12 protein-coding genes and 1 tRNA gene are annotated in these 11,936 nt (G+C 65.5%); 8 read left to right on the top strand and 5 right to left on the bottom strand.

The genetic code is table 11. From position 1 onward, the window contains the following. Window positions 1-119: 119 nt before the first annotated feature. Together Q2T94_RS01980 and Q2T94_RS01975 are read left to right on the top strand one after the other, a co-directional pair. Window positions 120-193: transfer RNA gene (locus Q2T94_RS01980), tRNA-Ile, on the top strand. Window positions 194-467: 274 nt separating this feature from the next. Continuing rightward, complete coding sequence (locus tag Q2T94_RS01975) at window positions 468-1,658, top strand: glycosyltransferase (protein ID WP_302262689.1); 1,191 nt, start codon at window positions 468-470, stop codon at window positions 1,656-1,658. Here the strand turns inward: Q2T94_RS01975 and Q2T94_RS01970 are convergent. Next, entirely contained in the window at window positions 1,655-2,146 is a 492-nt protein-coding gene (locus Q2T94_RS01970; protein ID WP_302262688.1) for a M23 family metallopeptidase, read from the bottom strand. The two genes, Q2T94_RS01975 and Q2T94_RS01970, sit on opposite strands and share 4 nt — an antisense overlap. A 465-nt stretch (window positions 2,147-2,611) precedes the next feature. Here Q2T94_RS01970 and rpsB point away from each other — a divergent pair, with 465 nt between their 5' ends. From rpsB to Q2T94_RS01940, 6 genes are all read left to right on the top strand, one after another. Beyond that, window positions 2,612-3,496, top strand: a complete 885-nt coding sequence (rpsB, locus tag Q2T94_RS01965; protein ID WP_264268112.1) for a 30S ribosomal protein S2 — start codon at window positions 2,612-2,614, stop codon at window positions 3,494-3,496. A gap of 140 nt (window positions 3,497-3,636) precedes the next feature. Then, window positions 3,637-4,476, top strand: a complete 840-nt coding sequence (tsf, locus tag Q2T94_RS01960; protein WP_264268111.1) for a translation elongation factor Ts — start codon at window positions 3,637-3,639, stop codon at window positions 4,474-4,476. Window positions 4,477-4,682: 206 nt separating this feature from the next. Further along, window positions 4,683-5,426 carry a UMP kinase gene (gene pyrH, locus Q2T94_RS01955; protein ID WP_264268110.1) on the top strand — a complete coding sequence of 248 codons (744 nt, stop codon included), beginning with the start codon at window positions 4,683-4,685 and terminating at the stop codon, window positions 5,424-5,426. 97 nt (window positions 5,427-5,523) lie between these two features. Beyond that, window positions 5,524-6,081 carry a ribosome recycling factor gene (frr, locus tag Q2T94_RS01950; RefSeq protein ID WP_264268109.1) on the top strand — a complete coding sequence of 186 codons (558 nt, stop codon included), beginning with the start codon at window positions 5,524-5,526 and terminating at the stop codon, window positions 6,079-6,081. Then, window positions 6,081-7,013, top strand: coding sequence for a phosphatidate cytidylyltransferase (locus Q2T94_RS01945; RefSeq protein ID WP_436836807.1), 933 nt, complete (start codon window positions 6,081-6,083; stop codon window positions 7,011-7,013). The genes frr and Q2T94_RS01945 overlap by 1 nt, the downstream gene beginning before the upstream one ends. Window positions 7,014-7,152: 139 nt before the next feature. Beyond that, complete coding sequence (locus Q2T94_RS01940; protein WP_264268108.1) at window positions 7,153-7,737, top strand: DivIVA domain-containing protein; 585 nt, start codon at window positions 7,153-7,155, stop codon at window positions 7,735-7,737. A 103-nt stretch (window positions 7,738-7,840) separates the two neighbouring features. Here the strand turns inward: Q2T94_RS01940 and Q2T94_RS01935 are convergent, their stop codons facing one another. From Q2T94_RS01935 to Q2T94_RS01920, 4 genes are read right to left on the bottom strand one after another with little or no spacing between them, the layout of a single operon-like run. Further along, on the bottom strand, window positions 7,841-9,322 hold the full coding sequence (locus Q2T94_RS01935; protein WP_302263342.1) for a sodium/solute symporter: 1,482 nt from the start codon (window positions 9,320-9,322) through the stop codon (window positions 7,841-7,843). Further along, window positions 9,322-9,750, bottom strand: coding sequence for a hypothetical protein (locus Q2T94_RS01930; RefSeq protein WP_302262687.1), 429 nt, complete (start codon window positions 9,748-9,750; stop codon window positions 9,322-9,324). Before Q2T94_RS01930 ends, Q2T94_RS01935 begins: the two co-directional genes overlap by 1 nt. Continuing rightward, window positions 9,747-10,463: a LytR/AlgR family response regulator transcription factor gene (locus Q2T94_RS01925; protein ID WP_264268106.1), complete on the bottom strand. Its 717-nt coding sequence runs from the start codon at window positions 10,461-10,463 to the stop codon at window positions 9,747-9,749. The genes Q2T94_RS01930 and Q2T94_RS01925 overlap by 4 nt, the downstream gene beginning before the upstream one ends. Window positions 10,464-10,510: 47 nt before the next feature. Further along, entirely contained in the window at window positions 10,511-11,710 is a 1,200-nt protein-coding gene (locus Q2T94_RS01920) for a sensor histidine kinase (protein ID WP_302262686.1), read from the bottom strand. Window positions 11,711-11,936: the final 226 nt, after the last annotated feature.

The raw sequence follows: 11,936 nt of genomic DNA, 5'->3' as shown, positions 1-11,936 counted from the left end.
ACGCCAGTCAGAGTTTCCCGGCAAGGGAAGATGAAAACCTGCGAAGGAATCCATTAGGATAGCTGGGGATGTTTGGCCAATTGCCGCAGTTGGCGGTGATTCGATCGAACATCCATGTTGGGGCGGTAGCTCAGTTGGTCAGAGCAGGGGACTCATAATCCCTTGGTCGTGGGTTCAAGCCCCACCCGCCCTACACGTCAACGGCCTAGTCAGAAAATCCTTGCAGGAATTCTGGCTAGGCCGTTTTTCGCATTCGGGGTGGTAGTTGCGGGAGAAGTCAGCATACAACCAGATTCCCGCGAGACGCCCCGCCACGTCTTTGGGCGATGGCCGTTCCTTCTCTATTAGGCTCGAATTACCTGATCGTCAGGGAACCTGGCGCCTCTCGCGTGGGCATGCTCTGCCTGCCGCACCTTCAGCTTCACGCCCGACTACAGAAAGGACGAGCCCGGTCAATGCATTGCGTTATGTTTGTCGACCAGCACCCCGACACCCTGGGTGGCATGCAGACCTCCGTCCGGCTGCAGCGGCGGTTTCTTGAGCTGGCAGGACACCGGGTGACGATCGTTTCACCCAAGTACCGCGGCAAGCACATCCCCGACCAGGCCGTCATCGAGCTGCCTTCCTTGCCCCTGGGACCGGGGGAGTACTCCATATCCATCCCCGGCAAGGTCAGCGACAAGTTGTTGGCCAAGGCAATGACCGAGCGCGGACCAGTCGACGTGGTGCACGTCCAGGCAGACTTCTGGCAGGCCATCATTGGCTATCGGTTCGCCAAGGACAACAACCTTCCCGTCGTCCACACCATGCATAACCGCCTCGATGTGGGGATTGCCGCGACTATGCCGCTGCCGGGTCTGGTCCAGCGCGGGTTCGGCCTTGCCCAGAAGGCATTCCTGGGCACGGGCAAGCCGGTGGCTGCCGATGCCTGGACATATCTGCAGCGGTTCACCGATCACGCCCAACGCGTGACCGCGCCCTCCAGCCATTTCGCCCGCCTGTTGGAGGACGAACGCGTTTTTGCGCGCGTCGAGGTCGTTCCCAACGGAATGGACGATGGCCTCGCGTCGGATTTGCTGGCCCAGCCATCCGCCAAACCCAACACGCGGCCGAGGCTGGCCTGGGTGGGGAGGTTTAGTGCGGAGAAGCGACTGCTTCCCTTCCTCGACGCCGTGGCACTCTCCAATATCGACGCGGAGATCCACGTTTTTGGCGACGGAGCGGACCGGGCCAAGGCCGAAGCCAAGGCCCAGGCCATGGATAGGCCAACCGTGGTTATCCGCGGCAAGGTCCCCTACGGGCAAATGCTTACGGAGCTCCGGCGGGCCGATGCACTGGTCCAGACGTCCCAGGGATTCGAGACCCAGGGCATGACGGTCTACGAGGCGGCCGCCCTGGGCACACCTTCGCTGCTCAGTGACCGGAATATTGCCGAGGACTTGCCCAAGGGCGTCTACTGGCTCACCGAGGACGATACGGTTGCCGCGCTCGCCACGGCCCTGGAAGATTGTGTCGACCAGGTCAAGGCGGGCCACGGTCCGTTGACATCGTCCTTCGACCCTGCATCATTCCTGCAAAGCCGGCAGACCCAACTCATGATCAAGGTCTACGAGGACGCGGATCGCGAATTCAGGTCCCGAAGCCTGCCGAGCGGCTAGTCCAGCGGCAAGAGAATCGAGGGGCGGGTGTCGATGATGGTGAGCAGCGGGTCGATGTATTCACCGTCCAGCCGCAATCCCCAGTGCAGGCAGAGCGCGTCACAGTGCGCACCGGCCCCGACCATGCCGATCTCGTCGCCCTCCGAGACGATGGCGCCGACCTCCAAGGTGCTACGCACCGGCTCGAAGCTGGAGAGCAAACCGGAACCGTGGTTGATGACAATGACCGGCCGGTCCACGATGTGCCCCGCGAAGGAGACTATGCCTCCGGAAGGTGCGCGGACGGTGTCACCGGGGGCTGCCTGAAGGTCGGCGCCCCGGTGGCCGCTGAGCCAGCGTTGGGCCGGAGGGTCGAATCCGCGCACGAGTCGCGGCACCGGGGGCAATGGCCAACTCCATGCGCCGGCCGGGACCAGGCCTTGGCTTGCAGGGCGAGGGGCGGGCGGGGAAGCACTGGCCGGGGCCAACAGCACGGCGGTGCCAATCATTAAGCCTGCCAGGGACGAAACCATTTTCATGACCCCAAGCATGGGTCCGTACGGATGGCCCCCGGCCCGATCTCCACCGCTTTGTGGAGGTTTCCGGCGTGTGATGCACGTCCCTTGTCCTTGTGCGGATGTGTCAATTTTGGCGCCACCTGCCTGTAGTACACTTGAGCATGCGGTTCCCTGTGCCCTCTTGAAGCATGCGCTGATTGAGGGACTACAAGAAACCGACTTCGCGTATGAGTCATCCACACCTGAAAATCCCACTTCCGTGGCGATCTGTTGCGTGTGCGACTGGCAGGCCCGCGGTCCGAATACATTCGGGAGGGGTCAGGCCAGGAACGGTTTGCCGTTCTGCTCATGCCAGGGGTCGCGTCCAATACCGGATGCGCACCATCAACCGATAACAATGGCAGTTACCGCGGCCCAGTGATGGGCCGGCCAGCTACTGCCGGAAGGAGTTGCGACATGCCAGTCGTAACCATGCGCCAGCTGCTCGACAGCGGCGTTCACTTTGGACACCAGACCCGTCGTTGGAACCCGAAGATGAAGCGTTTCATCTTCACGGAGCGCAACGGCATCTACATCATTGACTTGCAGCAGTCGCTGTCGTACATCGACCGCGCCTACGAGTTCGTCAAGCAGACCGTTGCCCACGGCGGCACCGTTCTGTTCGTTGGCACCAAGAAGCAGGCTCAGGAAGCAATTTCGGAGCAGGCTACCCGCGTTGGCCAGCCTTTCGTCAACCAGCGCTGGCTCGGTGGCATGCTCACCAACTTCCAGACCGTTTCCAAGCGCATCTCGCGCATGAAGGAACTGGAAGAAATCAACTTCGAGGATGTTGCCGGTTCGGGCCACACCAAGAAGGAGCTGCTGCTGCTCAAGCGCGAGCTGACCAAGCTTCAGACCAACCTTGGCGGTATCCGCAACCTGACGAAGACCCCTTCGGTCCTCTGGGTTGTCGACACCAAGAAGGAGCACCTGGCCATCGATGAGGCACGCAAGCTGGGCATCCCGGTTGTTGCCATCCTCGACACCAACTGCGACCCGGACGAAGTCCAGTACCCGATCCCGGGCAACGACGACGCCATCCGCTCCGTCAACCTGCTCACCCGCGTCGTTGCCGACGCCGTTGCCGCTGGCCTGATCGCCCGCAACAACAAGGCTGCAGGCAACACCGAAGCTCCGGCCGAGCCGTTGGCCGAGTGGGAGCGCGAACTGCTCGAGGCCGGCAAGGCCGAGGCACCCGCTGCTGAAGCACCCGCCGCCGAAGCTGCTCCGGCAGCCGAGGAAGCACCCGCCGCTGAAGCTGCTCCGGCAGCCGAGGAAGCACCGGCCGCTTCGGCCGAGTAGTCACAAAACCAAGGTCGCTTGTTGTCGGCGCTCCCCTTTTGCGGGGGAGCGCCGACAACCGGAGACAAACCGCGGGACGGGCCACATTCGGCCCGTCCTTCGGCGAAAAAGCTCAAAACCACTTATGAATGGGGTTGCACGTGGCAAACTACACCGCTGCTGACATTAAGGCACTGCGCGAGCGCACCGGCGCTGGCATGATGGACGTCAAGAAGGCGCTCGACGAGGCCAACGGCGACGCCGAGAAGGCCATGGAGCTCATCCGCATCAAGGGCCTGAAGGGCGCGACCAAGCGCGAAGGCCGCTCGACCTCGGAAGGCCTCGTTGCCGCCAAGGTTGTCGAGGGCACCGTCGGCGTCATGATCGAGCTTTCCTGCGAGACCGACTTCGTCGCCAAGAACGACAAGTTCATCGCCCTGGCCGCCAAGGTCCTGGACATTGCCGTGTCCTCCGGCGCAGCCGACCTGGAGACCTTGCTGGCAGTCGACGTCGAGGGCAAGACCCTTGCCGACGTCGTCACCGAAGAGGGCGCAGTCTTGGGCGAGAAGGTCATCGTTCGCCGCCTGTCCCGTATCGAGGGTGCATCGGTTGATGCCTACCTGCACAAGACCTCCAAGGACCTCCCGGCCCAGGTTGGCGTTCTCGTTGCAGTGGACGGCGCCGGCGAAGCCGCAGCCACCGTTGCACACGACGTTGCAGTGCACACCGCTGCAATGGCACCGACCGTGCTTTCCCGCGATGACATCGACGCCGAGATCGTCGAGTCCGAGCGCCGCATTGCCCAGGAGACCGCTGTCGCCGAGGGCAAGCCGGAAGCCGCCATGACCAAGATCGTTGAAGGCCGCCTGACCGGCTTCTTCAAGGAGCAGGTGCTGGTCGACCAGGCATTCGCCAAGGACGCCAAGAAGACCGTGGGCAAGGTGCTGGAAGAAGCCGGCGTCAACGCCACCGCCTTCGCACGTTTCCGCGTCGGAGCCTAATTAGCTTCAACAGCAGGTAAATTGGTTCTCGGCGCCCCGGCACCGGTAACCATTTGCTTCACACCAAGGTAGAGGGGGTGGCCACTTCAACGTGGCCGCCCCTTTTTCCTGCCAGCTCCCGGGCCATCGAGGACCGAGAGCCGGCCACACCCCCAACAGCTACAACGTGGGCCCGCACCGACCCGCACGCAGGAGGAATGACACCCATGGACGCAACCCCCGAATCGCATGAACACACCCAGGCCCCGCGTCGCCGCAGGGTCTTGCTGAAGCTTTCCGGCGAGGTCTTCGGCGGCGGCAAGCTGGGCGTCGACCCGGTCACCGTGCGTGGCATTGCAGAGCAGATCGCCGCCACCGTGGGCAAGGTGGAGGTCGCCATCGTGGTTGGCGGCGGCAACTTCTTCCGCGGCGCCGAACTTTCGGCCTCGGGCATGGACCGCTCGCGCGCCGACTACATGGGCATGCTCGGCACCGTCATGAACTGCCTGGCCCTGCAGGATTTCCTGGAACAGGCCGGCGTTGACACCCGCGTCCAGTCCGCGATCTCCATGGCCCAGGTCGCCGAGACCTATATTCCGCGCCGCGCCATCCGCCATATGGAAAAGGACCGCGTCGTGATCTTCGGCGCCGGGGCAGGCCTGCCGTACTTCTCCACCGATACCGTGGCAGCCCAGCGCGCCCTCGAGGTCGACGCCGACGTGGTCTTGATGGCCAAGAGCGGTGTCGACGGCGTGTACACCGCGGACCCGAAGAAGGACCCGACCGCCACCAAGCTTGAGCACCTCACCTACGAAGAGGCCCTCATCAAGGACATCCGCGTCATGGACCAGACCGCCATGACCATGTGCAAGGACAACAAGCTGGAGATGATGGTCTTCGGCATGGAAGGCGACGGAAACGTCACCCGCGCCATCCTCGGCGAAAAGATCGGCACCCGCGTCACCATCTAGGTGCCCCGCGCCATGCCCTCCCGTGGCATAGGATTGTTCACAAGCCCAAAATTACCCGGCCACCCATCGATTGGGAGCCGATTCAAAGGAGTAGACCGTGATTGAGGAAATCCTCTTCGAGGTATCCGACAAGATGGACAGCACCATCGAGAACGCGAAGGAAGACTTCTCCGCGATCCGCACCGGCCGTGCGCACCCGGGAATGTACGCCAAGGTCATGGTGGACTACTACGGTTCCCCGACCCCGCTGCAGCAGCTGGCATCCTTCGCCACCCCGGATGCCCGCACCATCCTGATCAGCCCCTACGACGTGACCGCCCTGCGTGAAATCGAAAAGGCGCTCGGCGACTCCGAGGTTGGCGCGAACCCGTCCAACGACGGCAAGACCATCCGCGTGATCATGCCGGTGTTGACCCAGGAACGCCGCAAGGAATACGTCAAGGTCGTTCGCGGCAAGGGCGAAGACGCCAAGGTGGCCCTGCGCAACCTGCGCCGGAAGGCCAAGGACGGCATTGACAAGCTGGTCAAGGACGGCGAAGTCGGCGAGGACGAAGGCGCCCGCGCCGAAAAGGAACTTGACGCACTGACCAAGTCGCACGCCGAAAGCATCGACGACTTGCTCAAGCGCAAGGAAGCCGAGCTGCTGGAAGTCTAATGGCCAATCCCACCGAGCCGAGCGAAGGAGCCGCAGGTTCCCTTCCGGAGCCGACGCCGGATGCCGGAGGGCTTGATGCCATGACCCGGCGAAGCCGCAAGTCGACGCGCACCCAGCCCTCGCGGGCAGGACGCGACCTCCCCGCGGCAATCGTCGTGGGGCTGGTGCTGTTGGCCGTGGTGCTGACCGGACTGTTTTGGTTGCCGCTGGCGTTCGTCGCCACGGTGGCGATCTTCGGAGTCGTGGGCAGCTGGGAAGTTTCACGGGCACTGATCGGCGGGGGAATCGACACCCCGCTGGTTCCCCTGGCCGTGGCCGGGGTGGCCCTGCCGTTCTCCGCCTACTACGGCGGTCTCGAGGCCTTGGGCATGGCGTTTACCGCCAGCGCCCTACTGGTTTTCCTGTGGCGCATCATCGAGGGGCCGGCCAAATCCGTGCCCTCGATCGTTGCAAGCATCTTCGTCTTGACGTGGGTGCCGCTACTGCTGAGCTTTGCCGTGCTGCTGTTGAACGAACCGGACGGGCACTTGCTGGTGACAACGATGTTGTTGCTGGTGGTCTCCAACGATACGTTCGGGTATCTGGTGGGCGTGCTGTTCGGAAAGCGCCCGATGGCTCCGAAGATCAGCCCCAAAAAGTCCTGGGAGGGCTTTGCCGGGTCGGTTGCCGGGGCCACGGTGGTGGGCATCGCTGCGGCGGTGTTCCTGCTGGATGCCCCTTGGTGGGTGGGCATCCCCCTGGCGGTTGCGACGGTTGTCGCCGCAACGGCCGGGGACCTGGCCGAGTCGATGGTCAAGCGGGAACTGGGCATCAAGGACATGAGCAACATCCTGCCGGGCCACGGCGGGGTCATGGACCGGCTCGATTCGGTGCTCTTCGCCATCCCGGTGACGTATATCCTCACCATTTTGCTGATGCCCGGCGCGCTGTAGGCCGCGGGTGCCAAAGCATCCCTAAGATGGACATGCGGGTTGGTGCCGCCGCGCCCCGGTTGAACCCGGGCAATCGCACCACCCGCAGCAACAAGGTGCCGGTCTTCCGGTACGCAATACCAACACCAAGGAAAGAATTGTGAGTCAGGACAAGGCACAGCCGGCACCCAGCCCCTTTGAGCGCGTGGGGGAAAAGGAATTCGGCTACAACACCAAACAGGTGGATGTGTTCCTCGCCCGCGCCCGAGCCACGTTCAATGGCGACGGCGACGATGATTCGATTGTCACCAGCCACATGGTCCGCCGCACGGTTTTCCCTGCCCAGCGCGGCGGCTACAGCGCCCGCGAGGTCGACGGTGCGCTGGACAGGCTCGAGGATGTCTTTGCCCAGCGGGAACGCGATGCACTGATCCACGCCGATGGCGAGGACGCCTGGCTGCAGCAGGTCGGCCGGCTCTCGGCGATCCTGCGTGGACGCCTGCACCGGTCCCCGGGCGAGCGCTTCCGCAGGCCTTCGCGCTCCAGCGCGTCGAGCTACAACGTCCAGGACGTGGACAAGCTCTGCTCCCAGCTCATTGACTACTTCGAGAAGGACGTCCCGATGAGCGTCGACGCCGTGCGACGGGCGGAGTTCCGCCGCGCCGAGGGCGAGCACGGCTACGAGGAGTCGCAGGTCGACGCGTTCCTGGATCGCGTCGTGGAGCTCATGGCCTCGATCGACTAGCCTTTCGGCTCCGTCGAAGTCTTCAATGCGGTTGGCCTGGTGGCAGTCACCAGGCCAACCGCATTCTTTATGCCCGCATCAGGGGCCGTGACGGTCCCGGTCGTCAGGGCAGCGTTCCGGCCTGCGCCTCGGGAACATGCAGTCGGGCCATGACCTCGTCGATGCGTCCGGGCGGACGGCGCCTGGTTGCCAGGGACACGAAGATCATCACGAGGAATGCCAGCGGCACGCACCAGGCGGCCGGCTGCGCCAGCAGGGCATGGAAGGACTGCGGCTCGTTGGGCACCGCTGCCGCCAGCACCAGGGACGTGCCGCAGCACACGGCGCCGGTCACCATGCCGGAAATCGCCCCGGCAACGGTCAGTCCGCGCCACCAGATCCCCAGCAACAGCAGCGGGCAGATGGTTGCCGCGGTGAAGGCAAAGACCGAGCCGATGGCCCCGGCCAGCGCCAGGCTGGAGGTGCCCATGGCCAGCAGCAGCGGGACGGCGGTGGCGATGAGCGTGGAGATCCTGAATCCGCGCACCGTGCCGCGGAACAGGTCCTGCGAGATGGTCCCGGCCAGGGAGACCACCAGGCCCGAGGAGGTGGAGAGGAACGCGGCGAAGGCACCGCCGATGATGATCGCCGTCAGCGCATCCCCGGCGGTTCCGCCCACGATGCGCCCCGGCAGCAGCAACACCGTGGCATCGGCGTTCCCGCTGGTGGCAAGTTCCGGGGTGAAGGCCCTGCCCAGGATGCCCAGCACCGTGGGGAAGATGTAGAACAACGCCAGCAATCCCAGCACGATCGCGGTGGTCTTTCGGGCCGAGGGACCATCCGGGTTGGTGTAGAAGCGCACCAGCACGTGGGGCAGTCCCAGCGTGCCAAAGAGCAGCGCCACCAGCAGCGAGATGTTGTAGTACAGGCCCTGGTTCGCCGCCGGGTCGCTGGCGTGATCGAAGACGGCACCGCCCAGGGTCGCCGATTCCCCGGCCAGGCCCAGATGCAGCAGCAGGAAGACGGCGGGGATCGCCAGGGCCGCGAGCTTGAGCCAGTACTGAAACGCCTGGACGAAGGTGATCGAGCGCATGCCGCCGGCCAGCACGGTGAGGCACACGATCCCCATGACCAGTACCGAACCCATCCAACCGGGAAGCCCGGTGCTGATGCCCAGCGTCAGCGAGGCTCCATGCAGTTGCGGGACGATGTACAGCCAACAGATGACCACCACCAAGAAGCTGGTGAGCCTGCGCAGCCTCATCGAGCCCAGCCGGATCTGCGCAAAGTCGGGGATGGTGTACGCACGGGAGCGGCGCAGCGGCGCCGCCACAAAGAGCAGCAGCATGAGGTAGCCGGCGGTGTACCCGATGGGGAACCACAACCCGTCCTGCCCGGAGACCACGATGAGCCCGGCAATGCCCAGGAACGATGCGGCCGAAAGGTATTCCCCGCCGATGGCGCTGGCGTTCCACCAGGGCTTGACGGTGCGCGATGCCACGTAGAAGTCCCCGGTGGTGCGCGAGAGCCGCAGCCCGTTGACGGCAATGAGCACCGTCGCCAGGGAAACCAGCAACACCGAGAGCAGGGCAACGGCCGGATTGATCATTTGGCGATGCTCCGGTACTTGGCCTCGTTGCGCGCCGCCGCCCGGTTGAAGAGGAAGGCACAGAGCAAGATCAGCGGGTAGACGCCCACGCCCAGCAACCACCACGGCAAGGGGATGGTCGCCAGGCGGATGTCGTTGATCTGCGGCCAGGTGAACACCATGACGGCGAGGCCCACCAGCACCAACAGGAAGCCCAGGGCCACCGAGGCCGCCAGGCGCAGCTGCGAGCGGATCAGCGAGTGGACGTAGAAGGTGTCGGCGGCATCCGGGGCGGATCGGCGGACGATGTTCAGCATGGTGCCGGCGGGTGCGCTGACCCGCACCCGGGCTCCGGTGGGTGCCGGGAGCCCGTCATCGGGAGCCTGGACCGGGTGCGGACCGGGGGATTCGCGCGGCGGCTCGGCGGCGGCGCCGGATTCGCTCACAGCGGCCGGACTCGATTCGCGGCCAGCTTCTCGCGCAGGTAGGGCAGGGCGCGGCGCGAGACCGGGAGCTCGGTGCCGCCGATGAGAACCACGGCCTTGCCGGTGGCCAGCTTGACGGTGTCGATCTTGTCCATGGACACCAGGTAGGAGCGGTGGATGCGCACGTAGCCTGCCGCCCCCCACTGCTGCTCCAGGTCGTTGAGCGGGACCCGGATCAGGTAGCTGGCATCCTTGGTGTGCAGCCGCGCGTAGTCGCCCTGCGCCTGCACGTAGAGGATCTCGTCGCGGCGGATCATCTTGGTGATGCCGCCCTTTTCCACCGTGACCATGTCCGGCTTCACGGTGTCCTCCTCGGCCAGCTCGCAGATGCGGCGGACCGACTCGGCCAGGCGCTCGGGGCGCACCGGCTTGAGCACGTAGTCCACCGCGGCCAGCTCGAAGGCCTCCAGCGCCTGGTCCTCGTCGGCGGTCACGAAGACCACGGCCGGGGGACGGGTGAAGCGGGAGATGACCCGGGCGATGTCCAGCCCGGAGAGCGCCGGCATGTGGATGTCCAGGAAGAGGGCGTCGACCTCGAACTCCTCCAGGGCCTTCAAGGCCTCGGCCCCGGAATTGGCCCGGTGGATGGTGCCCACCCGTGAATCGAGCGACAACAAATACGCCAGTTCCGCAACGGCAGGCAGTTCATCGTCGGCAACGACCACGTTAATCATGCACGTCATTTTACCCGCACCCCGCGGGGGAAGGCGGACCCGGCGCGCTATCGGGCGGCGATGCCCGGCGCGGTGGGCTCGACCCCGGGGCGGAACTTGGGGATGCGCATGGTGATCAGCGTGCCGGCACCCGGGGCGGTGTCGATGACCAGCCCGTGGGCGTCCCCGTAGACCTGACGCAGTCGCACATCGACATTGCGCAGGCCCACATGGATGGACTCGGTGGTCCCCGCCAGCACCGCCGCCAGGGCCACCGGGTCGATGCCCACCCCGTCGTCCTCCACGGTGATCAACGCGTATTCGCCCGAATCCGAGGCGCTGATGGTGATCAGTCCGCCGCCGGGCTTGGATTCCAGGCCGTGGCGCACGGCGTTTTCCACCAGCGGCTGCAGGCTCAGGAACGGGATGGCGGTGGTCAGCACCTCGGGGGCTATGGCCAGGGAGACCTTGATGCGGTCGCCGAAGCGCGCCTTTTCCAGCAGCAGGTACCTGTCGATGGCGGTGAGTTCCTCGGCGAGCGTGGTGAAGTCCCCGTGGCGGCGGAAGGAATAGCGGGTGAAGTCGGCGAACTCCACCACCAGTTCGCGTGCCCGGGCCGGGTCGGTGATGATGAACGAGGCGATCGCGTTCAGCGAGTTGTAGATGAAGTGCGGGCTGATCTGGGCGCGCAGCGCGCGGACCTCCGCCTCCATGAGCAATGCACGGGAGGCATCGAGCTCGGCCAGCCCCACCTGCGCCGCGACCCAGGCGGCGACCTCGGCCACCGCGCGCACGAACCCGGCACCGGCGCGCGGGATGTACGCGCAGACGGTGCCCACCGGGACGTCCCCGACCATGATCGGGGCGCAGACCATGTCCCCGGTATCCGAGCGCTTGACCTGGGTGCGGGTGGCGGAGAGCGCAGCGGCCGCAAGTTCCAGCGCCGCGGCGGTGCCCCGGTCCCCGGTGTCCGGGATCGTGCCGTCCACCGCGAGCACCGCCGAGGTGTCGGTGATGACCAATCCCTGGGCAGCCAGCAGCGCGCGCAGGTGCTTCCCTGCCGTGGCGGCACCTTCCGGGGTGAGGCCCTGGGCCAGGTGCGGGGCCGCCACCGAGACCCGGTGAAGGGTCTCAAAGGTCGCCTTCTCGGCGTCGGTCCCCAGGTCCCGGCTGGAGCGCGCGATCTTGAACGCCAGATAGCCCACCAGGGTGCCGCCGACCACGACGGTGGCGACAATCAGGGTCATCTGCAGCGCGGTGGAGAGCATGTTCCCAAGCCTACGCGGCGCCCGGACGGGCATGCCGTTCGTCGTCGTCAGGTGCCGCTTGGCGCATCCGGGGGACCGTTTGCCGGATGCCGCACCCGGCCCCCTTCCCGCGTGGAGGGTCCATGGCGCAGGGTGATCTTAGTCACCCTGCCAGGTGGCGTACCCCACAAGGCCGGCCTGATCGGACGGCTCGGGCAAGGTACCGCTCCTGGCGCCTTGAGCCCCT

This window comes from Paeniglutamicibacter sulfureus (genome assembly GCF_030512175.1).
GTDB lineage: Bacteria > Actinomycetota > Actinomycetes > Actinomycetales > Micrococcaceae > Paeniglutamicibacter > Paeniglutamicibacter sulfureus.
Note: the sequence above shows the minus strand (reverse complement) of the source record. Positions and strands in the feature narration are given on the sequence as shown.